25 protein-coding genes are annotated in these 24,048 nt (G+C 40.5%); 19 read left to right on the forward strand and 6 right to left on the reverse strand.

The annotated features are described in order from the left end of the window. Positions 1 to 11: 11 nt before the first annotated feature. Together CWC02_RS04090 and rluF are read left to right on the forward strand one after the other, a co-directional pair. On the forward strand, positions 12 to 1,103 hold the full coding sequence (locus CWC02_RS04090) for an ABC transporter substrate-binding protein (protein ID WP_138616565.1): 1,092 nt from the start codon (positions 12 to 14) through the stop codon (positions 1,101 to 1,103). Between the two features lie 89 nt (positions 1,104 to 1,192). Beyond that, entirely contained in the window at positions 1,193 to 2,137 is a 945-nt protein-coding gene (gene rluF, locus CWC02_RS04095) for a 23S rRNA pseudouridine(2604) synthase RluF (protein WP_058584133.1), read from the forward strand. A gap of 180 nt (positions 2,138 to 2,317) precedes the next feature. On the opposite strand, the gene CWC02_RS04100 is transcribed toward rluF, so the two are convergent. The 3 genes from CWC02_RS04100 to CWC02_RS04110 all read right to left on the reverse strand — a co-directional run bounded on the left by CWC02_RS04100 (position 2,318) and on the right by CWC02_RS04110 (position 7,568). Then, positions 2,318 to 2,758 (reverse strand): hypothetical protein, encoded by a 441-nt coding sequence (locus tag CWC02_RS04100; protein WP_138616567.1) that lies wholly within the window; start codon positions 2,756 to 2,758, stop codon positions 2,318 to 2,320. A gap of 653 nt (positions 2,759 to 3,411) precedes the next feature. Beyond that, positions 3,412 to 6,483, reverse strand: a complete 3,072-nt coding sequence (locus tag CWC02_RS04105; RefSeq protein ID WP_138616569.1) for an efflux RND transporter permease subunit — start codon at positions 6,481 to 6,483, stop codon at positions 3,412 to 3,414. Beyond that, a complete protein-coding gene (locus CWC02_RS04110; protein ID WP_138616572.1) occupies positions 6,483 to 7,568 on the reverse strand; it encodes an efflux RND transporter periplasmic adaptor subunit in 1,086 nt (361 codons plus the stop codon). Before CWC02_RS04110 ends, CWC02_RS04105 begins: the two co-directional genes overlap by 1 nt. Positions 7,569 to 7,685: 117 nt before the next feature. On the opposite strand from CWC02_RS04110, the gene CWC02_RS04115 reads away from it, so the two are divergent. Further along, positions 7,686 to 8,597 carry a LysR family transcriptional regulator gene (locus tag CWC02_RS04115; RefSeq protein WP_138616574.1) on the forward strand — a complete coding sequence of 304 codons (912 nt, stop codon included), beginning with the start codon at positions 7,686 to 7,688 and terminating at the stop codon, positions 8,595 to 8,597. Next, positions 8,581 to 8,889, forward strand: a complete 309-nt coding sequence (locus CWC02_RS04120) for an MGMT family protein (protein ID WP_249364077.1) — start codon at positions 8,581 to 8,583, stop codon at positions 8,887 to 8,889. The genes CWC02_RS04115 and CWC02_RS04120 overlap by 17 nt, the downstream gene beginning before the upstream one ends. Here CWC02_RS04120 and trhA read toward each other — a convergent pair. Beyond that, entirely contained in the window at positions 8,886 to 9,515 is a 630-nt protein-coding gene (gene trhA, locus CWC02_RS04125) for a PAQR family membrane homeostasis protein TrhA (RefSeq protein WP_138616578.1), read from the reverse strand. The two genes, CWC02_RS04120 and trhA, sit on opposite strands and share 4 nt — an antisense overlap. Before the next feature lie 258 nt (positions 9,516 to 9,773). Between trhA and CWC02_RS04130 the strand changes: the two genes are divergently transcribed. The 15 genes from CWC02_RS04130 to CWC02_RS04200 all read left to right on the forward strand — a co-directional run bounded on the left by CWC02_RS04130 (position 9,774) and on the right by CWC02_RS04200 (position 20,986). Further along, positions 9,774 to 10,052 (forward strand): hypothetical protein, encoded by a 279-nt coding sequence (locus CWC02_RS04130; protein WP_138616580.1) that lies wholly within the window; start codon positions 9,774 to 9,776, stop codon positions 10,050 to 10,052. 220 nt (positions 10,053 to 10,272) lie between these two features. Further along, on the forward strand, positions 10,273 to 10,851 hold the full coding sequence (locus CWC02_RS04135; protein WP_138616582.1) for an LON peptidase substrate-binding domain-containing protein: 579 nt from the start codon (positions 10,273 to 10,275) through the stop codon (positions 10,849 to 10,851). Positions 10,852 to 10,913: 62 nt separating this feature from the next. Beyond that, positions 10,914 to 11,537, forward strand: a complete 624-nt coding sequence (locus tag CWC02_RS04140; RefSeq protein WP_054551986.1) for a sigma-70 family RNA polymerase sigma factor — start codon at positions 10,914 to 10,916, stop codon at positions 11,535 to 11,537. Then, a complete protein-coding gene (locus tag CWC02_RS04145) occupies positions 11,530 to 12,180 on the forward strand; it encodes a ChrR family anti-sigma-E factor (RefSeq protein WP_138616584.1) in 651 nt (216 codons plus the stop codon). Before CWC02_RS04140 ends, CWC02_RS04145 begins: the two co-directional genes overlap by 8 nt. Before the next feature lie 10 nt (positions 12,181 to 12,190). Beyond that, positions 12,191 to 13,144: a YbgA family protein gene (locus tag CWC02_RS04150; RefSeq protein ID WP_138616586.1), complete on the forward strand. Its 954-nt coding sequence runs from the start codon at positions 12,191 to 12,193 to the stop codon at positions 13,142 to 13,144. Next, positions 13,144 to 14,535 carry a deoxyribodipyrimidine photo-lyase gene (gene phrB, locus CWC02_RS04155; protein ID WP_138616588.1) on the forward strand — a complete coding sequence of 464 codons (1,392 nt, stop codon included), beginning with the start codon at positions 13,144 to 13,146 and terminating at the stop codon, positions 14,533 to 14,535. The genes CWC02_RS04150 and phrB overlap by 1 nt, the downstream gene beginning before the upstream one ends. A 1-nt stretch (position 14,536) precedes the next feature. Continuing rightward, a complete protein-coding gene (locus CWC02_RS04160; protein ID WP_138616590.1) occupies positions 14,537 to 14,983 on the forward strand; it encodes a nuclear transport factor 2 family protein in 447 nt (148 codons plus the stop codon). Next, a complete protein-coding gene (locus CWC02_RS04165; RefSeq protein ID WP_138616592.1) occupies positions 14,983 to 15,693 on the forward strand; it encodes an SDR family NAD(P)-dependent oxidoreductase in 711 nt (236 codons plus the stop codon). The genes CWC02_RS04160 and CWC02_RS04165 overlap by 1 nt, the downstream gene beginning before the upstream one ends. Then, a complete protein-coding gene (locus CWC02_RS04170) occupies positions 15,690 to 16,946 on the forward strand; it encodes an NAD(P)/FAD-dependent oxidoreductase (protein WP_054551992.1) in 1,257 nt (418 codons plus the stop codon). Before CWC02_RS04165 ends, CWC02_RS04170 begins: the two co-directional genes overlap by 4 nt. Beyond that, complete coding sequence (locus CWC02_RS04175) at positions 16,939 to 17,670, forward strand: DUF1365 domain-containing protein (RefSeq protein WP_138616594.1); 732 nt, start codon at positions 16,939 to 16,941, stop codon at positions 17,668 to 17,670. The genes CWC02_RS04170 and CWC02_RS04175 overlap by 8 nt, the downstream gene beginning before the upstream one ends. Before the next feature lie 22 nt (positions 17,671 to 17,692). Next, the gene (locus tag CWC02_RS04180; protein ID WP_138616596.1) at positions 17,693 to 18,955 is read left to right on the forward strand and encodes an SAM-dependent methyltransferase; all 1,263 of its coding nucleotides are present in this window, start codon (positions 17,693 to 17,695) and stop codon (positions 18,953 to 18,955) included. Next, entirely contained in the window at positions 18,933 to 19,427 is a 495-nt protein-coding gene (locus tag CWC02_RS04185; protein ID WP_138599482.1) for a DUF2878 family protein, read from the forward strand. Before CWC02_RS04180 ends, CWC02_RS04185 begins: the two co-directional genes overlap by 23 nt. Before the next feature lie 55 nt (positions 19,428 to 19,482). Beyond that, a complete protein-coding gene (locus CWC02_RS04190; protein ID WP_138616598.1) occupies positions 19,483 to 19,980 on the forward strand; it encodes a chalcone isomerase family protein in 498 nt (165 codons plus the stop codon). After that, positions 19,973 to 20,506 carry a DUF3833 domain-containing protein gene (locus CWC02_RS04195; protein ID WP_054562353.1) on the forward strand — a complete coding sequence of 178 codons (534 nt, stop codon included), beginning with the start codon at positions 19,973 to 19,975 and terminating at the stop codon, positions 20,504 to 20,506. Before CWC02_RS04190 ends, CWC02_RS04195 begins: the two co-directional genes overlap by 8 nt. Positions 20,507 to 20,710: 204 nt before the next feature. Next, positions 20,711 to 20,986, forward strand: coding sequence for an HU family DNA-binding protein (locus CWC02_RS04200; protein WP_004586404.1), 276 nt, complete (start codon positions 20,711 to 20,713; stop codon positions 20,984 to 20,986). A gap of 82 nt (positions 20,987 to 21,068) precedes the next feature. Here the strand turns inward: CWC02_RS04200 and ilvN are convergent, their stop codons facing one another. After that, positions 21,069 to 21,566: an acetolactate synthase small subunit gene (gene ilvN, locus CWC02_RS04205; RefSeq protein WP_054551998.1), complete on the reverse strand. Its 498-nt coding sequence runs from the start codon at positions 21,564 to 21,566 to the stop codon at positions 21,069 to 21,071. Continuing rightward, on the reverse strand, positions 21,566 to 23,290 hold the full coding sequence (locus tag CWC02_RS04210) for an acetolactate synthase 3 large subunit (protein ID WP_138616600.1): 1,725 nt from the start codon (positions 23,288 to 23,290) through the stop codon (positions 21,566 to 21,568). Before CWC02_RS04210 ends, ilvN begins: the two co-directional genes overlap by 1 nt. Positions 23,291 to 24,048 lie beyond the last annotated feature (758 nt).

Consider the following 24,048-nt stretch of genomic DNA (forward strand, 5'->3'; position numbering starts at 1 on the left):
GTGAGGCGGTAATGCGGATTTACTTTTTTGTTCTAACCTTGCTTAGCTATTCACCGCTATATGCTGGCGAGCAATTCTCTGTGCTGTTAGTTAACCCCTCAGTTAAAAGTGATTTATTTTGGCAAAGAGTGACTAATGTGATGCAGGTTGCTGCCAAGCAAAATAATGTCGCTCTTACAACAATTTATGGCGGTGGAAATCGCCACATTCAATTAGCTGAGCTGAAACAATACCTTCAATATAACGCTAAACCCGACTACGCAATTTTAATTAATTACCCAGGTGGTGCAGAGCAGTCAATGACCTTGCTTGAGCAGCACAAAATTAAATTTATCACCCTTGAAGAAACGATTGTTGGCGTAGAACGAGACGAAGTCGGTAAACCCCGTCAGCGCTTTAAGTATTGGTTAGGTGAAGTATTTCACGATAACTTCAAAGCCGGTGAGCAACTTGGCAAAGCCTTACTTGATGAGGCAATAAATACAAAGCAAACGCCTCATTTTGTTGCTATTAATGGCCATTATGGTACTGAATCTGACACCCGCAGTGATGGCCTCGTTCATTATTTACGTAAACAAGGTGTTGAGCTTGAGCAAGTTGTCTATGCAAATTGGAGTAAGCAGGAGGCTGCGAATAAAGTAAGCCGATTATTGCAACGACACCCTGATAGCAATGTGATTTGGTGTGCGTCTGATTTAATGGCGCAAGGCGCCCTAGAAGCTGTGAAAGGTAAAACAGATAAAGCCTATTTCATAGGTGGCATAGACTGGCTTGATGATAATTTAGACTTAATTGAACAACAAAAACTCACTGCCAGTGTTGGCGGGCATTTTATGATGGGAGCGTGGGCACTAATTAGCGTGGTCGATCATCATAATGGCAACCCTTATTGGCAGAATCACGATGCGATTAAGTTTAAGCTTGGTGTGATCACAAAGCACAATATTCAAAGTTACCGCTGGCTAAGAAACATCAAAGATTGGTCGGTTATCCCTTTTGAAGCCTTCTTACTGCAAAACAGTAAAAGCACTGAGTACGCCTTCGATTTTGATACGCTACATAGTTTATTGAGCGAAAAGCCCAAAAACGCAGCGCAACACTAAAAGTGTAGTCAAAGAGCCTAGATTCTACCTAGCTTGGTAAAGGCTTCTGGTATAAACTAGCGGCTTTAAAATCCAGACAGAAGTGTGCCATGACAGAGTTAAAGCGATTAAATAAATTTATCAGTGAAACAGGTTTTTGTTCACGCCGTGAGGCAGATAAATATATTGAAGAAGGTCGTGTTACTGTTAATGGCAACTTGCCTGAAATGGGCGTAAAAGTCAGTGATGCCGATGATGTACTCATTGATGGCAAGCCTTTAAAAGCAAAGCCTAAGCTGGTTTATATTGCCTATAACAAACCAGTTGGTATTACTTGTACGACTGAGCGAAAAATCCAAAGCAATATTGTTAAAGCAGTTAATTACCCCGAGCGTATTTTCCCAATTGGACGCTTAGATAGACCTTCAGAAGGCTTAATTTTCTTAACTAACGAAGGCGACATCGTTAATAAAATTCTTCGCGCTGGTAATAATCATGAAAAAGAATACGTAGTAACGGTTGATAAACCACTTAATCGCCAGTTCGTTAATAAGATGGCAAATGGTATTCCTATCCTCGATACCGTTACTAAAAAGTGTAAGGTTAAACAAACGGGCCCGCAGCAATTTACCATTGTGCTAACACAAGGCTTAAACCGCCAAATACGCCGTATGTGTGAATATTTAGGCTATGAAGTGGTGACTTTAAAGCGCACACGAATTATGAACGTGACCCTAAAGGGTTTAAAAGTAGGGCAGTGGCGTCACTTAACCGAACAAGAAATGGCTGAGATCAATAACTCAATTGCAGATTCAGGTAAAACGGAAGAGCGTTCAATTGATGAAAACAAACAGCCAACGCAAGCTCGTGCTAAGCAAAAGCCACGCAATGAAGAAGAAAAAAAGCGCGACTTTTCTAAATACGTGAAAAAAGCACGCAGTGATGCCAAGCAAGGTCAATCAAGAGCAAAGGCTGGCAATTCTCACTCATCAAAACCAAATCAAACGAAGCGAAGCAGTACTAAACGCACCGGCACATTAAGTCTGAAAAAGTAAGCTTCAGCGCATTAGAGCCCTGACTAGTCTTTACAGGTTCCCTTCAGGGTTCTAAATGATACTGATTTCAACCCTAGCCTTTATTAGGGGCAATGGCATCAGCTTCAAGACGGTCTCTTTTCTGTTTAAATTCTTTTTTAGTGAGTTTTTTCGCGATAATATCGATAAGTTGATGTTTTCTTACAAAGAATAGCTCTTTTGTATGGTCATCTTCAAATAGTAATGTAATAGCGCTACTTTATTGTTTTTAACACTTGCTTCAATCAATTTGAGTCCATTCACAATCAAGTTAGGTCTAAAATACAGAGCAATTTGACTGTGTTGTGGAAAGTCGTAATGAGATTCAACAGCACGGTTTGAAACAGAATCACACCCGAACTCAAAATCGGCTGATTGTTGCCCTTCACAAATATCTGCGACTGGTGTGCCTATTTCCCCAAAAATCCATCTTGAGTTAAATATCAATCCATTTTGTCCTTCAATTGCTAAAACAGCATCGGATAAACTTTCAACGGCAACGTGAAAAGCCACATTAGACTCATGCTGATAGTATGCTTTTTCATTGGCACTTAAAGTTCCACTGAGTATTGCAATCAGTAAGTAAAAACCACTTCTAAACATCTTAATTCTTCAAGTACTAAATCAGCAGAAATAGGTTAGCACACAAGCTGATAAGTTAATCATTAAACAGACACCCACTTTATTTAGAGCCATAACCAGATCATCAAAATGGACAGCCACGTTAAATAAATTTCACGAAAGCTAGTGCGCTTCCCCAAAAATGGACACCCACTTTAAATGGAAATCCACTTTAAAAGTAACTAGACACCCATCTTAAATAACGTTAACTAGACACCCACCTTAACCCACCTTAAATAACAAAAATTTATGCTAGACACAGGCGAGCTCTCGGCACCCGACTTTACCGAGAATAAATAAGTTAATGATTGATAGCTGACCAATTTTGCATGACTAATAAACTGGGTTATCAATGGGTACTTTTCAGAATGCATTTATCTTTATTGCATCCCTATTGTTTGTTGGTTATGGGGTGTTGGGATTACTTACGAATAACATTCGTTTAGGTAGCTGAAGCTATATAGGAAGTATCACTACCATTTATAAGCACCAAGAACCAGTGCGTTTTTATTTTTGGTGTTGCTTATTTTTATTTGCTGGCTGTGGCGGATTTTATTACCTTTTAAAATAATAGGTAATAAAGAAAAAGCCCTAACAGTTTGCTGAAAGGGCTTTTGGTTGAGAGTCAATCTGTATTAATTAGCGTGACGCTGCTTTGGTACTTTGATCTTAAACAGCATGGTATAAAGCACAGGCACAACAATCAGTGTCAGTACTGTCGCAAAACCAAGACCAAACATAATGGTTACCGCCATTGACTGGAAGAACACGTCAAACAGCAGTGGGATCATGCCTAAAATGGTAGTAATTGCAGCCATCGCTACAGGGCGAACACGGCTTACACCAGAGTCGAATACTGCTTTGTAAGGGTCTTTACCACTATCAAGTTCAAGGTTAATTTGATCAACTAATACAATGCCGTTTTTAATGAGCATACCGCTTAAGCTCAGTAAGCCAAGAAGGGCCATAAAGCTAAATGCTGCATTCATGAGTAATAAACCAGCTGATACACCCACAATGGCGAGTGGCACTGTTGCCCAAATCACTAAAGGCTTTTTAACTGAATTGAACAGCAATACAGTTATAGCGAACATAGCTAAGTAACCAAGAGGTAATGACCCAAAAATCGCTTTTTGCGCATCTGTTGATGACTCATACTCGCCGCCCCATTGCAATTCATAGCCACGAGGTAGTTCAATAGCTTCTATGTCTTTACGAACACGTGCAAAGAGCTTCGCTGGAGTCTCATCGCCAATAACATCGTGGTCAGCCATTACAGTGATGGTACGCTTACGGTCACGTCGCATGATCAAGCTGTCTTCCCACTCAACAACAAAATCATCAACCACTTGTGTCACCGGAACAAACACTCCTAACACTGGGCTGTAAATTTGTAAGTCGCGCAAGCTTTCAACGTTTAAGCGCTCTTCAGCAGGTGAGCGAGCAATAATAGGCAGCATTTGCGTGCCGTCTTTATATACGCCCACTTGTTTACCCGATAAGCTAGTTAACAGCAGCTGATCAAGGTCTGATTTAGCAATCCCTAAACGACGGGCTTTTTGCTCGTTAAATTGTGGACGAATTAACTTCGAGCGAGCACGCCAATCGTCACGAATATTAAATGCCCCCGCATCTTGATGCAGAATGTCTTTCGCCTCTTTTGCTAATTGGCGAAGTACCACAGGATCAGCACCAGAAAAACGCGCTTCAATTTTTGCATCTGTTGATGGGCCAATTTCCATACGTTTTACTTTGAGCTGAGCATCAAGTACATGCTCGTGTTGGTAATCGCGTACTTTTTTGATCATGGTTGTAACAGCTTCGCGGTCTTTTACTCGAATAATCAATTGCCCATAAGCTGGGTATGATTTTTCAGGTGCGTAAGTCAGCATGAAACGCGGTGCACCTTGTCCAACTGTTGTGGTAATTTCTTCAACCAGTGGGTCGTCTTGTAAGAATTTTTCGAGCTTTGCAACACCATCCATAGTGGTATGAATATCAGCGCCTTGTGTATGCCAATAATCGACATAGAACATCGGTGTATTCGATGCTGGGAAGAACGACTGCTTGATAAATTTAAAGCCATAAACTGAGCTAACCAGCAGGATCACCATTAGCAGTAGCGTGGTTTTACGGTACCGCATTGCAGTATGTAACACGCCTTTATAAACATTAAAAATAACACCTTGATAAGGGTCTTCATCGTGATGCGGCTGTTTTTCTTCTGCTTGTTTAAACATTAAATCAGCGAAAAAAGGCGTTAAGGTAATGGCGGTGATCCAGCTTAGTAACAAGGAAATAAACAACACCCAGAACAAGCTGCCAGCAAATTCACCACTGGCATCTGAACTCAAGCCAATTGGCGCAAAGGCAGTAATGGCAATAACCGTAGCACCGAGTAATGGCCACTTGGTTTGATTAACGATGTTAGTCGCCGCTTGCAGTTTTGTTTGACCGCGTTTGAGGTTTATTAATATACCTTCGGTTACTACAATGGCATTATCTACTAGCATCCCTAAAGCTATAATCAAGGCACCAAGCGAAATCCGCTGTAAATCAATGGCAAACAACTTCATGAAAATGAAGGTACCTAATACGGTCAGTAGCAGTATTACACCAATCAGTACGCCGCTCTTAAAGCCCATAAATATTAAAAGTACAATAATAACGATGGCAACAGCTTCAAGTAGGCTGATAATAAAGCCACTAACTGACTTCTCAACCTCTTCTGGTTGGTTATAAACGCTGTTTATTTCCATACCATGTGGTCGTTGATATTCTAGTGACGCTAAATGGGCATCAATATTTGCGCCTACATCAACAACGTTAACGCCTGTGCTAAACGACACACCTACCAGTAATGCTTGCTGTTGGTTATAGCGAATAATATTGTTAGGGACTTCGGCGTACTCACGAAAAACGGTAGCAACATCACCTAAGTAAATAAGCTCATTTTCACCTGGCTTAGAAATAAGTAAGTTTTCGAGCTCTTTTACGTCTTTAAATTCACCGGTTGGGTGTAAGCGAATTGATTCATCGCCAACGCGGACTTTACCTGCGTTCGACACACTATTTTGAGTTTGTAAAAGCTGATAAATACGATTAGGCGAAATACCTAACTGAGCAAGCTTGCGGGTTGAAATCTCAACCATAACTTGTGCTTGTTGCTCACCACCCACTGTTACTTTACTAACGCCATCAACCAAAACAAGCTCACGTTTTAAATAATCAACGTAATCTTTTAGCTCATCGTAAGAGTAACCATCGCCAGTGACTGCATACATCACCCCGTATACATCACCAAAGTCATCCATAATCTTGCTTGGATAAACACCTGAGGGCATCGACGATGCCTGATCATTGATTTTACGACGCAGTTCGTCCCATATTTGGCGTAAGTCTTGTTTACGATAATTGCTTTTCATCTCGACGGTAATTTGCGATTTACCCGGTGATGAAATACTGGTTACGTAATCAACATACGGCAGCTGTTGAATTGCATTTTCAATAGGGAAGGTGACTTCTTCTTCAACCTGCTGTGGTGACGCGCCCGGATAAAGGGTGATCACCATGGCTTTTTTTAGGGTGAATTCAGGGTCTTCAAGTTGTCCTAAGCCAAAGTAAGCGACGGTTCCACCAATAAGTAGAAACAGCGCGAACATCCAGCTAATGACTTTTCTTTCAATAGCGAGTGCAGCAAAGCTCATTATAAGCCTCGCTCTTTTTGCCATGGACGCACTTTCATGCCTTCTTCTAAAAAGTGCACACCAGCAGCCACAACGATTTGGCCTTCTTTAATACCTGATAGTACTTCAATGCCATCACGATGTAATTGGCCAACTTCAACAGCTTGTTTGTGCACTAAACCGGTATTTTCGTCGTAAAGCCACACATAGCTGTTGTCGTTTTCAGACTCAGTAGGCTCTGAGAATACCGCCTCAACAGGCAGTAATGTATAAGGTGATTGTGAACTGGTGATTTTGCTTAAGTCTATATCAACGCGGCCAGTCATACCGGCAAGTAGATTAAAATCTTCTGGCACAGGTAATGAAAACACAACTTTATACGTTAAAGTAATTGGGTCGGCTTGGGTATCAAACTCTTTAATGGTTAATTGATATGACTTGTTTGGATAACCATCAAATACAACATCAGGTTGATAGTGAACGTCTTTATCGATGCGTGCAATGAGTTTTTCAGGCACTTGAATAACCACATCCATTAGGTCGCGGGTTTCAAGGCGTAGGATGTTTTGTTTTGCTTGAATGTTTTCAAAGTTTTTCACAAATACCTTTGCCACAGTACCCGCGAACGGCGCGCGTAATTCGCTATTATCTAGGTTGGTTTTGGCAATTTTAAGCGCTGACTCAGCAACTTGTTTATTAGCAAGGGCTTGGTCTAACTCAGATTGGCTGGCAATTGAGCGGTTAAATAGCTTTTGCACACGCTCAAGTTGAGACGCTGCAAGTTCATAACGTGCTTTGCGCTCATCATATTGCAGTTGAAAATCTTCAGGATCCAGTTTGGCTAAAAGCTGGTCTTTCTCAACGTGTTGGCCCGCAAGAGCAGGGAACTCAAGTAACTCACCATTTACTCGAAAGGCAAGGTAAGATCCTTGGTTAGCAACCACTTCAGCAGGAAAGCTACGAATGCTCTGCTCCGAATTATTACCAATATCAAACAGTTTTACAGGGCGAACTACCGGCTCTGCTTCACCTTGTTGTGCTTGCTCTGAACATGCCGCAAGTAACAGAAACATACTGCTCATTAACACGGCGGGTGCCAATCTCATTGTCTTCTCCATAGATAAGAAAGCATAAATTTGCTGCAGGATACGCTGCAAAGATATAAAATAAAAATTATTAAATTTTAGAAACAGCATAAGTTTTATTTATATAGTTTGCCATTAATGAATTTAAATCAATTAATCATTCTAGATGCTATTGTGCAAAGCTCTAGTTTGAGCCAAGCCGCACTTAAATTGCATAAGACTCAACCCGCGCTCACGTTAGCAATTAAAAAGCTGGAGTCAGAGCTTGGGTTTGAGCTGCTAGACCGTAGTCAGTATCGGTTACACCTAACAGAAAAAGGCCGTATTTTTTATCGAGAAGCCCGACAATTGCTTAATGCAAACAGTGAGTTAAGCTCACTCGCTAAAGAGCTTGCATTAGGTAATGAGGCCAATTACAAAATATGCTACGAGCAACTTTGTCATCAAAACAGCTATAACCAAGTGATCAGTCGTACATTTAAACGTTTTGCCAGTACAGAGTTTAGTATTTCTTCAGGTAAACGTTTTGTATCTCTTGAGCAAGTTAATAGCCATGAGGCTGATTTAGGAATTGGCCCTTGGTTTGATTTGTTTCATGCAACAGGGGATCTCGAAAGTTTGCCAATTGGTAAATTTGATATAGGTATTGTCAGCGCGCCTGATGTGGTGCCAAGTTCAATCACCTTTTCAGAAATTCAAAATTACCCGTGTTTAGCCATGTTTGAAAGCGACTTGAGCTTTGATAGCGACAGGCTTTCTTATACCTTAGGCTCTGCATTAATGAAAATTGACGATATAACCAGTGTTAAGTCGTTTTTACTCTCTGGTGCTGGCTGGGCAATGATCAGTTTGCAACATTGCCAAGCCGAAATCGACGCTGGTTTATTACAACAAATTAAAATAATCGATCGTGAACACCAGTTTGGTGCAGAAATTCGTGTATTTAGACAGCACTCGGTTCATCATGGCCCTATTGCAAGAGCTATTTGGCAAGATTTTAGCGAAGTCAGTAAACATTATTTGGAGTCGAGTCGTGCAGCAGGCAACTAAAGAAGATTTAATTTATACCATTATTTGTGCCATTCCTGAGGGGAAAGTTGCCAGTTATGGGCAAGTAGCAAAACTTGCGGGATACCCTAATAACTCAAGGTTAGTGGGGCGGTTATTAAAAGTAATGCCCGAAGGCTCAAGCATTCCATGGCATCGGGTGGTTAATAGTCAGGGTAAAATATCGTTTCCTGAAGGCAGCAATAAACACCTCGAGCAACGACAAAAACTACTCAGTGAAGGTATTACCTTTAATAAAGCTAAAATTAATATGCGCCTGCACCAGTGGGACTAATAAACATATAAACTAATTGATAGGTAATGACAAACACAGCCAACTAACACGAATACATGCCAAATAGCATGGCTGTAATGGCGGGTTTTAGCGCTGTAAAACACAGTGCCTAAACTGTAGGCAATCCCGCCAGCTAGCAGCCACCATAAAGCGCTTAAATCAAGGTTCAAATAAAGTGGGTAAACAAGTGCTAATGCAAACCAGCCCATCAATAAATAGGTAGCGAGAGAGACTTTTTTATTCGTGTTTTTGACCAGTAATTTATACGCAACCCCACTCAGCGCTAAAGACCAAATAAATACCAAAGCGGCAATTGCCCAAGCCCCAGATAACGAAATAACTAAATAAGGCGTGTAGGTACCGGCAATAAGCAAGTAAATCGCACAGTGGTCACATTTTTTATAAATGGCTCGTATGCGCTCGCTGGTACTGGCGTGATATAAGGTCGAGGCTAAAAATAATACCAGTAGACTTGAGCCATACACGATGGCGCTCACCGTAGCTGACACAACTTTAGATTGTGAAATTAAGTCCCACAGTACATATACCGAAAACAGGACTCCCATGCCGTGAGTAAGCACATTAAGTTGTTCTTCTTGGTGTGAATAAGGGAGTTGTTCTGTCATATCTATCTACTAAAAATGAGTGAATAAAACAGTTTCAGTGTACAAGTGTGCGCTGAAGTTGGCAATGCTTATTTTTTCACTAAATGTTGGTCAAAAAATTTAAATTTGTTGGTTATATTAACCAGTCCTGAATGAGGTTGAAAAATAAAGTTATATTTAAATTCTTATAAATCAATTAATTAAAAAATATTTTCAGTGTGGCACAACCTTTGATTAAGTAATTACGACTAATTACTTAAAGAGACAAGGAATACCACTATGAATAACTCACTTAAATTAACTACTGCTGCGTTACTTGTATTAGGGTCAACTCAAGCAAGCGCTACTGACTTTGAATTAGATATCAGCAACACAATTACACAATCTGTTAAAAGCTATGTTCAACAAGCGAGTAACGAGCTGAAGGAAAGTGTAATGAACAGCATTGAGTTTGATGCTCAAAAGTTACTAGATACTTACATGAGTGAAGATGCAATTGCTTCGAAAGAAGACGAAGTAAAAATTGCTCAAGCTCCTAAAGCAACAAACAAGCAGTAAGGAAACAAGACAATGAGTAGTGAAATCAGCTTATTTTTACTTATGGTTGCACCGGTTTTGAGTTTACTCAGTGCGTATGCATCAATCGAATTATTTCGTAACGTTGCGCAATGGTTCAACTTCTAGAGTACTAAGTAGATATTAAGATTTCATGAAATATTGATCGGCGGATTAAAAACGCACGTAATTAAAGGCATGTGGTTTTAGAATAGTAGACTTTATGAAGCGTGCGATTTTTCCTTTACCGGTTTTTATTTTACCTGAAGGGTTCACCAAGCTAAGAATTTTTGAGCAGCGTTACTTAACGATGGTCAAAGAAGCTGTACAAGATAATACAGGTTTTGTGCTGTGCACTTACCAACACGACACAGATCTTAACTTGCCAGAAATGGGTTGTTTAGTGCAAATAACCGACTTCAATCAAGATGATAGTGGCCAATTATTAATTGATGTTTATGCTGAACGTGCAGTGTCTATGCATAACGCATATCAAGATAAGCAGCAACTACGCCATGCCGACATCGAACTAATTACGTCGCCTTCATGGTATGTAAACACACCAATCAATGACGAAAACACCTTACTAAGCGACACGCTTCGTGCTGTGTTTGCAAATCAGCCTGATTTAGCAGGTCTATATAAAACCCCACAATTTGACAATCTTGCTTGGGTTGTTGCCCGCTGGCTTGAAATTTTACCTATTTCATTAGTTAAAAAACAACAACTTGCCTTTAAATCTAATTTTGAAAACTTGCTAAGTTTCCTCCATACTCTAATTAACAACGAATTTACTGATTAATGTGATCTCACATCAACTTTTTGGCGTATAAGTTTTTACGACAATAATTGGATGACACAAAGATGGTAAGTCAACAACTTCAAACCGGTTGTAAACCTAACACAGGTCAATATTCTGCCATGCCAGATACACCAAGCAAAGAGCTTGCTGATGCCTTATTTGCTGTAGCAACGCACCGTGATAAGCGTGCTTTTGCTGTGCTGTTCCAATATTTTTCGCCGAAAATAAAACGTTTTGGGATCAAACAATTTGGCTCTGAAGCGCAAGCGATGGAATTAGTTCAAGAAACCCTTACCTCTGTATGGCGCAAAGCGCATCTTTACCACAAAGAGAAAGGTGCGGCGACAACTTGGGTGTATACCGTGATGCGTAATGCTTCTTTCGATATGCTTAGAAAAATGAAGAGCAGTAAAGAAGAGTGCATCAGTGAAGATATCTGGCCATTGATTGATGAAGCCGAGCCAGGCCAGCATGAATTTAGTGACCATTTAGAAGATAAACAGATCAAACAATACCTTGATAAGTTACCCCTTGCGCAACGTGAAGTTGTGCGCGGTGTATATTTCCAAGATATGTCGCAAGAACAGCTTGCTGAACATTTAAATATTCCCGTAGGCACAGTGAAGTCACGTCTTCGCTTAGCCTTGCAGAAGTTACGCAATGAAATGGGAGATCACCATGATTAAGCACCATCCTAGCAACGAATTACTTGCCAAGTTCAGTGAAGGTAATTTACCTGCCACTTTGAGTGTTGCAGTCGCTATTCATGTTGAAATGTGTCCTGTGTGTCAAAAAGAGCTCGCTGCGCTTGAAGCGAAAAATGCAGATAATGTATTTACTGAATCAGCTCTTGATATGGATGACATGTTCGATTCTAGTTTGTTTGATGCGATCACCGCTGATGAATCAATTGATGAAGTGTACGAGCAAGCGCAGGTATCGGTTAATGTTAAAGACAAAACCTACACCTTACCCAGAGCGCTCACGCGTATTGGCCACAGCAAGTTTATGCAAATTGGTAAGCTTGCCCGCTCTCGTATTGATTTAGATGATGGCGCGTTACGAGCAAGCTTGCTTCATATTGATGCGGGTGGTGAAATTCCAGATCACACACATACAGGTTTTGAGCTCACTTTATTATTAGATGGGGAGTTTAGTGATGAAGACGGACACTATGTTCCAGGTGACTTTATGATGTTAGATGGCCGGCACAATCACACACCAAAAACGATTGAAGGGTGCTTGTGCTTTACAGTTGTAAGTAGTGCCCTACACTTCAATAAAGGTATTAGTAAATTACTGAACCCAATTGGTAATCTTATCTATTAGTAGAGTTTATATGCAGCAATCGACAATTAAAATTGGTTTAAGCGCCTGCTTAGCAGGCGACAAGGTTCGTTTTGACAGCGGGCACAAAAAATCTAATTTTTGCATGGATGAGTTGGCTAACCATGTTGAATATAAAAAGTTTTGTCCTGAAGTAGCGGTAGGGTTGCCAATCCCTCGACCAACTATTCGTCAAGTGCGTGTTGGCGATACTATTAAAGTGTGCCGCCCTGATGGCACTGGCGATGTTGGCCCTAAGTTAACAGAATACGGTAAACGCGTTGCGACAGAACAAACGGCAGAATTAAGTGGCTTTGTTTTTTGCGCGAAAAGTCCTAGTTGCGGTATGGAACGAATTAAAATCTACAATGAAGCGGGTACAGGTAACACCTCGGAAGGCGTTGGCTTTTTTGCAGAGCAAATAATGGCACATAACCCATTGTTACCATGCGAAGAAAACGGTCGTTTAAATGATATGCATCTTCGCGAAAACTTTGTAATGCGTGTTTATACTTACAAGCATTGGCAAACATTAAGCGAGCAACCCCTCACAGTTCATCGATTGACTCAGTTTCATGCCCAATATAAATACTTATTGATGGCTCATAACTACGAAGCTTACCGTAGTCTCGGGAATTTGCTTGGCACTTTTGATGGCGAAAATATCCAAACTTTGGCTGATGAATACATTTTAGGGTTAATGACAGCCCTTAAAAAGCCAGCTTCACGTAAAAATAACGCCAATACATTAATGCATTTACAAGGTTACTTTAAAAAATCGCTTTCTAAGATTGAAAAGCAAGAACTACGTGATGCCATCGATGAATATCGCCAAGGCTTAGTGCCACTATACGTACCACTTACGCTAATTAAGCATCATTTAAAAGTGCATCCAAACGAGTATCTTGCTAAGCAAGTGTATCTTGACCCCTATCCGAACGAATTAAAACTACGCTACGGAATTTAATGAATACATTATTTTGGTTTAGGCGCGATCTGCGCCTTTTTAATAACGACGCTTTGTATCAGGCAATCGAAAATGGTTGCAGAAATGCGGTATTTTTTATTACTGAAAAGCAATGGCAAAAGCATGATGTGGCTGCTATCCAGCTAGATTTATTAAAGCGTAGGCTTAGCTTCTTGGGGGAGCTTTTAGCTAGCAAAGGTATTGAATTACACATTATTGATGCAGCAGATTACGCTGGTTGTGTTGAAAAATTAGCGTCATTTTGCGAGCAACATCAAGTAAAAAATGTCTACGCTAACAACGAATATGAGCTTAACGAAGTAAACCGAGATAAAGCCTTTTTACAGCACGCTGACAGCAATGGGATTGCTTTTTATGCATACGACGGCGATGTGATTGCGCCGCCGGGAAGCATTAAAAATCAAAGCGGCGAAATGTTTAAAGTATTCACGCCATTTAAAAATGCATGGCTAAAAGTTTATCAAGACACCCACTTTTATTTTGCTGAGCCGCCACAGATGTTCGAGCCAATTGAGTGGCAGCCAAGTGAGTTATTAGCCTCAGACGGCAGCTCAGAAAAATGGCCTTTTGATGATGAAACGCTCAGCCACGTTTGCGCGCGCTTTATAGAAGAAAAACTCGCAACATATCAAGACCAGCGAGATATCCCAAGCATTAAAGGCACCTCTGGTTTAAGCCCATATTTAGCCCTTGGCATTATCAGCGTTCATCAATTATTGGCACTGATCCAACAGCACCACCCAGATGTACTACGTAGCAGTAAAAGTAACTTGTTTTGTTGGGTTAACGAATTGATTTGGCGTGAGTTTTACCGTCACCTTATCGCGATTTATCCAAACCTAAATAAGTACGAAAATTTTAACGATAAATACAACGCTGTGAAATGGCGTGATGATGACAGCGACTTTAAAGCATGGTGCGAAGGTAAAACAGGCTACCCGTTAGTTGATGCTGCAATGAGGCAGCTTCTGCAAACTGGCTGGATGCATAACCGATTACGCATGGTGGTTGCGAGCTTTTTAACCAAGCATTTATTAATTGATTGGCGTAAAGGCGAGCGTTTTTTTATGCACCACCTAATAGACGGCGACCTTGCATCTAATAACGGTGGCTGGCAATGGGCTGCAAGTACGGGGTGTGATGCTCAGCCATATTTCCGAATTTTTAACCCTATCACCCAAAGCGAGCGGTTTGATCCAGATGGTGAATTTATCCGTAAATATTTACCAGAGCTGGAAAAAATACCTGCTAAGCAAATCCATTTTCCGCATGATTACCTAGCGAAACAGGGTAAGTCGAGCAGTTATTGGCCAGCAATTGTTGATCATAAAGCCGCACGAGAGCGAGCGCTTAACGCATTTAAGGTGTGACATGGACAAGGCGATCCTTGATAGGTTTATTGATGTTTATCAAACACTCAATAAAGACAATTTACAGTTACTGAATGAAATCTATCATACAGATATTCATTTCGCAGATCCCTTGCATGCGGTAAATGGTCTTGGGGAACTGCGTGAATACTTCAAAAACCTTTACGCCAATGTACTTTCTTGCAAATTTGTTATTGAAGACAGCTATGTTACTGAAAATACCGAGGGCAAAGACGACATCGCGTTTATCTATTGGACTATGCAATATCGACATCCAAAGCTTAACAAAGGCCAAGCAATCTCGGTTGCAGGCCATAGTCGTTTAAAGTTTGCTGGCGATAAAATAATTAATCATCGCGACTATTTTGACGTAGGCGCTATGCTTTACAGGCATATTCCCGTGCTTGGCTCGGCTGTGAAATACATCGATAAAAGAGCGAGTGCATAATGACGACATTAATTACAGGTGCAACTTCAGGTATTGGCGAGTCATTAGCAACGCTTTATGCAGACAATAATGAACAGGTCATTGCATGCGGTAGAAATTCAGAAAAGCTTGCTAAATTGAGCCAACATCAAAATATTGAGTCTTGCCAGTTTGATGCAACAGACCTTCAAGATATTCGTTCGAGCACAGTGGCTTATACGCAATTTGACCGGGTTGTTTTAAATGCTGGTAATTGTGAGTACATTGATGATGCTCGCAATTTTGACAGTAGATTGTTTGAACGGGTAGTCACGACAAATCTGCTCAGTATGGGCTATTGTCTTGAGGCGCTATTACCAAAAATAAAGCCCGGTGGTCAGCTGGTGCTCGTAAGCTCTAGTGTGACTTATTTACCCTTACCGCGCAGCCAAGCATATGGTGCGTCTAAAGCTGGTGTAAGTTATTTAGCTAATAGCTTAGCGGTTGATTTAAAAGATATCGATGTCACTTTAGTTCACCCTGGTTTTGTTAAAACGCCGCTGACTGATAAAAACGACTTTCCTATGCCTATGGCGGTGAGTGCAGAAAAAGCGGCAAATTATATTTATAAAGGGGTCGCGAAAAGGCGCAAAGAAGTGCACTTTCCGCACCGTTTTACCTTCATTTTAAAATTTTTAAGAATGCTTCCTACGCCACTTTGGCTGAAGCTTGCAAAAGGATTATCACGTTGAAAAAAGTGGCTGTTATTGGATCTGGCATAGCGGGTTTAAGCTGTGCGCACCTATTGCATAAACACTACGATGTAACCGTATTTGAAAAAAACGACTACATAGGTGGCCATACTGCAACCATAGACGTAAAAGTTGATGGCGTTGAGTACGCTGTTGATACAGGCTTTATTGTCTTTAACGACCGAACTTACCCATATTTTGAAAAACTACTTAAGCGCTTGGGCGTTGAGCGTCAGAAAACCCAAATGAGCTTTAGTGTGCATAACGAACAAACAGGCTTTGAATATAACGGTCATACTTTTTGGAGCTTGTTCGCACAAAAACGCAATATCTTTCGCCCTAAATTCTGGAAACTTTTAAAAGACATTGTGCGCTTTAATGATGTGTGTAAATCATTACATGCTGAAAAAAATTACAAAGCAAATCAAACTCTAGGTGAGTTTTTAGACGAGCATGATTTTAACGAGTTCTTCCGTTTTCATTATATCTTGCCGATGGGCGCTGCTATTTGGTCAACAAGCATTAAAGAGATGGCGCAAGTTGGCGTAGAGTTTTTTGTTAAGTTCTTTTATAACCATGGTTTGTTGGACATCACTAATCGCCCGCAGTGGTATGTTATTCCGGGTGGCTCTCGCGAATACATTAAACCTATGATCCAAGGTTTTGCTGATAAAATTCGTTTAAATAGTAATATCAGCTCGGTATCTCGAAAAGATGACAATGTGCATGTTCATTTTGATGATGGCCACAGTGAATCATTCGATAAAGTTGTGTTTGCTTGCCACTCAGATCAAGCTTTAAAGCTGTTATTAGACCCAAGCGAAGACGAAAAAAGTGTTCTCTCAGCGATACCTTATACGGCTAATTCAGTGGTACTACACACTGATACTACACTGCTACCAAAACGCAAAGCAGCATGGGCGAGTTGGAATTATCTGTTAAATAACAACACAGACAAAGCTGCTGTTGTAACTTATCAGATGAATATTTTGCAAGGGATTCAAAGCGACACGCAATTTTGTGTCACGCTTAACCACCTTGATGGCATTAAAAAAGATAAAATTTTACGCGAGTTTACCTATCATCACCCGGTATTTAATAAGCAGTCGATTGCCGCTCAGCAGCAAAAGTCTCTTATTGACGGTAAAAATAACAGCTATTTTTGCGGAGCGTACTGGTACAACGGCTTCCACGAAGATGGTGTAAGAAGCGCTGTAAATGTGGCAAAGCAACTCGGAGTCGAGTTTGAATAGCGCCATATATGTAGGTGATGTTCGCCATAGGCGCTTTGCCGTAAAAGAGCATCACTTTAAATACCCGCTTTATATGATGTGGGTCGATTTAGCTAAGCCTGATGAGCTTAATGGAGTTCATCCTTGGCTTGGCTTAAGTGGTTTCAAGGCGCTTAAATTTAATCAGAGCGACTATTTTAATTATCAAACCGATATGCAGTTGCCACTCAAGCAGCGTGCACTTAACAAAATTAAAGAGCTTGGCATTGACGATGAATTTACCCATGTTTTTATGCTCGGACAGGTGCGCTGTTTAGGAATTTATTTTAGCCCGGTTAACTTTTTCTTCTTCCAAACTAGTCATGGCGAGTTCACTCACATGCTTGCTGAAGTCAGCAACACGCCCTGGAATGAACGTCATTATTATGTCGTACCCCTTGAAAAAAAAGTGAACTTTAAAAAGGTTTTCTCCGTATCACCTTTCATGAACTTAGATATGAACTATCATTGGCATATTAGAATGAATTCTGATAACACCATGATTCATATTGAAAATAAAAAAGACGACACTCTTTTGTTTGATGCAACCCTGCGTTTGCAAAAGCAGCCTCTCACGAAAGAGCAGGTTAGTGCCGTGCTTAAACAGTTTCCGGCTATGACGTTAAGTATTTTTAAAGGTATTTACCTTCATGCTTTGAAGTTGTTTTGCAAACGTGTGCCATTTATTGGCCACTCGGGCAAATAAGAGAATTCAACTAGGTGATGTGATGGAAAAAGTATCAAATTTAACACAAGCCCAAACGACCGGCTGGATGACAAAGCTTTATAAAAAACTGGTAATAGGTGCATTCAACAGTATCAACATCGGTTGCATTACTCTTAAAGAGGGTAACCAAACAGAGCAATTCGGTGACATTACAAGTGATTTACATGCAACGGTTACGGTAAATGATGCAGCAATGTATAAGTCATTTGCGTTATCTGGCAGTGTGGGTGCTGGAGAGGCTTATATTCTCGGCTATTGGGATTGTGACAACCTCACTAAACTTATCGAAATATTTGCCCTTAATCAAGATCAGCTAGATGCATTCGAGAAAAAATTCGCCTTCTTAAGTGGCATTGCGCACCGAGTTAATCACATTAAAAATAAAAACTCAGCAAGCGGTTCAAAAAAGAACATTGCGGCGCACTATGATTTAGGCAACGATTTATACAGTGCATTTTTAAGTGACGAAATGTTGTATTCATGTGCTGTTTACCCGTCAAAACAAGCTAGCCTTGAAAAGGCCCAAGCGCACAAACTAGCATTGATTTGTGAGCAGGTTGATTTACAACCTGGTGATTCGGTGATTGAGATTGGCACAGGGTGGGGCGCATTTGCGATTTATGCAGCAACACATTTTGATTGCCATGTAACAACGACCACCATTTCTGATGAGCAACATGCCTATGTTGAACAAAAGGTTAAAGAGCTTAACCTTGAGCATAAAATAACGTTATTAAAGCAGGATTACCGCCTCTTAGAGGGCAAGTACGATAAGCTTGTATCAATTGAAATGATTGAAGCTGTTGGGCATGAGTATTTGCCAGGCTTTTTTGCCAAATGTCAGTCTTTATTAAAAGACAGTGGTGCAATGCTTATTCAAGCAATCACCATAGCTGATCAGCGTTACAGTCATTACCTTAAAAATTCCGATTTTATTCAGCAGTACATCTTCCCAGGTGGCTGTTTACCTTGTTTAGACGAAATGAACAAGCAAATAAAGCAGCAAACAGACATGGTTGTGCACAGTGTAAAAGATATTGGTGTTCACTATGCAAGAACTTTGGCTGATTGGCGTGAGCGTTTTGTGGCTAGCTGGCCTGAAATAGATAAAGTGAAATTTGACCAGCGATTCTATCGCTTATGGTTATTTTATTTAGCTTACTGTGAAGGTGCGTTTAGAACCCGTGCTATCAGTACCGTTCATTTAGTTGCCCGTAAACCTCGTTTTGGCCATTCTGGCGATGATATCGCGCTCGATTATTAATTTTGCTTTGTTTCAAGGGGTATGGTTTATGGCCTTACTCCTTGAGCACAACTCTCTGATACCCGCTTTAGCTGTTGTCGCTTTGATGATTTATCTATCAAAGCAACGCCAGCAAGATAGTTGGCTACTCTTATGTGGTTTGCCTCTCGCACTGGGCTATGAATGGCTTGCCAGCAGCTTAAATTTACTTGCCTTTAAAGTAAGCCCTTTTCCTCTATGGCTTGCTGTACTTTGGGCTGCACTACTTTTAACCATTAATACTTCGATGCACTTTCTACAAAAGCTGCCTTGGTATATTGCTTGGGGTGTTTGCGCGCTATTTGCTCCTGCTAGTTACTATGCTGGAATGCGCTTTGAAGTGCTTAATACTGAGCTCGTTCTTTGGCAGTTTTGGCTCGTTTATGGTTTGGGTTGGGCAAGTATGTTTATGGCTATTATCGCTATTAATAAGCGATTTTTAGCGGCTAAATGATCAGTTTTAGGTGGTTTTTCGTAGTGTTTTACAACACAACTTTAAGGATTATTCGATGAAACAGTCACTTAATTTAAGTTTATTTGCTGCGTTATTGTTCTCTGCGGGCGTATATGCAAATGGCTTTAAAAAGGTGGGCCAAGCGAAAATGGAGTATCTGTTTTGGGATGTTTATAACGCTAAATTAGAGACCCCATCGGGTTCGTATCAGTTTGGCCAACACCCCAGCAAACTTACACTGACTTATTTGCGGGATTTCGATGCGAAAGACATCGTCAAAGCAACCAACGAGCAATGGCAACATTTAAAGCTCAATGACATGGTTGGTGCTTACGATAAACAATTATTAGCCCTTTGGCCTGATATCAAAAAAAACGATTCGTTGTCGTTTCAAACCAACGAGCAAGGAATTGGTACTTTCTACTTTAATGATAAAAAGCTAGGTCAGATCGATGATAATAGATTCGCTGACAACTTCTTAGCAATTTGGTTAAGCGCCGATACGTCTGAACCATCACTTCGTAAACAGCTTATTGGAGGGAAACATGATTAAGCTCAAAGCACTCTTTATTTTTGCTATGGTACTGTTAATTACCAGCTGCTCTGCGCCTGATGTTGATTATTATCAAGGAACAGAGCCTAAGTTTGACTTTAAGCAGTTTTTTAGTGGTGAGCTCAAAGCCTACGGCGTTGTGCAAGACCACAAGGGCGAGTTAACTCGTAAGCTGGTAGTTGACATGCAAGCATCTTGGAACGGCAATCAGGGAGTGATTGACGAGCAATTTGTTTATGATGATGGCGAAACGCAAACCCGTGTTTGGTACATTACCATTAATGATGATGGCAGTATCACAGGGACAGCATCAGATGTGATTGGCGAAGCAAAGGGTGAGAGCAATGGAAGCGTGTTCCATTGGACATATTCTGTCGAGCTTCCATATGATGGTAGTACTTTAGTGGTAAATTTCGATGATTGGATGTACTTGGTAACACAATCACGCTTGATAAACCGTACCGCTATTGATAAGTTTGGCTTTGAGGTCGGGGAAGTTACCTTGGTTATCGAGAAAATTGAATGATGGTTTGGCTATCATAAAATTTTGTGATGGAAGTTAAATTAAGTCTTTATTAATACTGATGTCACTAACCTTGTGATTGATAGTTAAATAGTAGTCATTTTTGAATAAATTACGTAAAAATAGCAATTTGCTGTTGCTAACTTCTCAAAAATGCATAAAGATAGGTTTTGCGAAGGCAAAATAATAACGAATAGGAATCTAACAATGAATAAAGCTCAATTAGTTGAAAAAATTGCTACTGATGCAGAAATCTCAAAAGCGGCAGCAACTCGTGCACTAGATGCATTCACTGGCGCAGTTACTAGCTCTCTTAAAGAAGGTAACTCAGTAGCATTAGTTGGTTTCGGTACTTTCTCAGTAAAAGAGCGCGCAGCGCGTACTGGCCGTAACCCACAAACTGGTGCAGAAATCCAAATCGCAGCAGCAACTATCCCAAGCTTTAAAGCGGGTAAAGGTCTTAAAGACCAAGTTAATCCTTAATAGGGTAACTTACTAATTATTGAAAAAAGGGCTTATAGCCCTTTTTTTGTATCTGGAGTTTTGTCGCGCTAGCGAAAAAGGCTTATGCCTTTAACGCTTTATCACCACGACCAATACCAACCGCACCTGAACGTACCACTTCAATAATGTCTGATTCATGACGCAAAGTATCAAGGAAAGATTCAATTTTTTCTGTGCTCGCTACGAGTTGTAGTGTGTAGCTGTGGCGCCCCATATCTAAAATAGCACCTTGGAATACATCAGCAACACGCGTTACTGCTGCTCGAGTGGTTTCATCTTGGGCAAAAACTTTCACTAATAATAGCTCACGCTCGATGTGCGCCATTTCGGTTAAGTCAATAATCTTAAGAACATCTACAAGCTTGTTCACTTGTTTAGTGATTTGCTCAACGATACGATCATCACCCATGGTTGTAATGGTAATACGCGAAAGAGAATGATCGTCAGTCGTGCCAACAGTCAGGCTATCGATGTTGTAAGCGCGCTGTGAAAATAAGCCTACAATGCGCGATAACGAGCCAGGTTCGTTTTCTAATAAGATTGATAAAATACGGCGCATTATGCTTTTACTCCTTTACGTAACCACATATCATCGACTGCCCCTAGCTTGATTTGCATAGGGTAAACATGTTCTTTTTCATCTACACAGATGTCTAAAAATACCAGTCTGTCGTTAATAGACATGGCTTTTTCAATAGCAGGCTGAAGCTCATCAATATGATCAACGCGAATACCTACGTGGCCATAGCTTTCTACTAATTTCACGAAATCGGGAAGTGATTCCATGTAAGAAGATGAGTGACGACCTGAATACATCATATCTTGCCACTGACGTACCATGCCCAGTGAACGGTTATTCAACGACACAACTTTCACAGCTAAATTGTATTGTAAGCAAGTTGATAGCTCTTGAATGTTCATCTGAATTGAACCATCACCCGTCACACAGATAGACTCTTTATCAGGGAAGGCAAGCTTAACGCCCATTGCCGCAGGTAAACCAAAGCCCATGGTGCCTAAGCCACCAGAGTTAATCCATTGGCGAGGGTGTTTAAACGGATAATACTGAGCTGCAAACATTTGATGCTGACCTACATCAGAGCTGATGTAAGCATCACCATTGGTTGCTTTGTAAATTGCCTCGATAACCGCTTGTGGTTTGATTTTATCGCCATCAGTGCTGTAGCTTAGGCATTTTTGTTCACGCCAGCTAATGATTTGACGCCACCAGTCTTCTTGTGCAGAACGATCAATTGAAATAGGGCTTTTATCAATCGCCGTTTGTAACTGTTCAAGCACTGTTTGTAAGCAGCCAACAACCGGGATGTGCGCTTTAATTGTTTTAGAAATTGAGGTTGGGTCAACATCAACATGAACGATAGTGGCATTAGGGCAGAACTTTTTAACGTTATTCGTTACCCGATCATCGAATCGAGCACCTAAAGCTAAAATAACATCAGCGTTTGCCATGGCTTTATTTGCCTCAAGGCTACCATGCATACCTAACATACCAATAAAGTTAGGGTGAGTACCGCTGATACCACCTAGACCCATTAAGGTGTTAGTGATAGGCGCGTTTAATGATTCAACCAAGTGAGTCAGTTGCTCAGAGGTATTTGATAGAATAATGCCGCCACCTGAGTAAATAACCAGTTTTTTAGCTTCTAAAATTGCGCTAACTGCTTTGCGAATTTGTTTTGAGTGGCCTTTAGTGTTCGGGTTATAAGTTCGAAGCTCAGTTGTTTTTGGAAATTCGAATGGGAACTTTAACTCAGGGTTAAGCATATCTTTTGGTAATTCAACCACAACCGGGCCAGGGCGGCCTGTGCTGGCTAAGTAGAATGCTTTAGCTAAGATTGTTGGAATATCTTTTGCACTTCGACAGTTATAGCTGTGCTTTACGATAGGGCGAGAACAACCAACAATATCAGTTTCTTGGAATGCATCATCACCAATTAAACCAGTAGGAACTTGGCCAGATAACACCACCATTGGGATAGAATCCATGTACGCTGTCGCGATACCTGTTACACAGTTTGTCGCGCCAGGGCCTGACGTTGCTAGCACCACACCGACTTCACCGGTAGCACGAGCATAACCATCAGCCATATGAGTTGCTGCTTGTTCGTGACGTACTAAGATATGTTCAATATCTTCTTGTTGAAATAACGCGTCATATAAATCAAGAACAGAGCCACCTGGGTAGCCAAAAATATACTTAACATTCAATTCTTTAAGTGCCCGAACAACTAGTTCGGATCCATTGTATTCAGTTGTACTCATCCTCATTCCTCTGTGTGTGCAAGCATAAATGCATAAAAAAACCCCCGCATATGGCGGGGGTTTTTTAAAAAGCGTGCTTTCACCTTTTAATAGCCTCCCGCTGGGCTTGTAACTAAGACCAGTACGAGAACGTTGACGACTAAAAGGTGACGGCGAATATTCATTATTTTTTAATTTTCTTCTAAAAAATGCACAGCCGACTAGATGGCTGCTGTTTAAAAAATGTTAGGAGTATTTTTAAGCGTTTTGGAAACTGATGTCAACCGCAAATGAGGCTTTTTGCATTAATTTCTCTTTATTTTCATTTTTTGATATTTTTTCTGCACCCGTGTGTTTTATTGTCATTGTTTTGGGGTGTAACTATGCATTAAGTTGTTAGTGTGGAAAATTGGTAACTATACCAATAGTTAGTTCATTTCCATTTCTCCCACGAATAACTTAGCTACTATCAGAATAGGTTTCTTTTTTATAATTAGACACCCACTTTAACACCTCGCTACAATAAGGTTTGGATATTTTTAAATAGACACCCAACTTATATTTAATCAGTTTAATGAGACACCCAACTTATTTTTAAACAGATGTAGCTTAAGTAAGATGTGAATTATTGAGAACAAGCTGAATTGCTAGAAAGAATAGTGATTTTTCATTGTCATTTATTAAATTTCAGCCTTATGTGCTGAGTTAATCTTTAATTTTACACACTGGTCAGCGCTAGTTGCAAAAGTCGTTATGCCTCTAGAATTAAAAGGATTGGA

Origin of the sequence: Pseudoalteromonas sp. S2721 (assembly GCF_005887425.1) — a bacterium.
GTDB lineage: Bacteria > Pseudomonadota > Gammaproteobacteria > Enterobacterales > Alteromonadaceae > Pseudoalteromonas > Pseudoalteromonas simplex.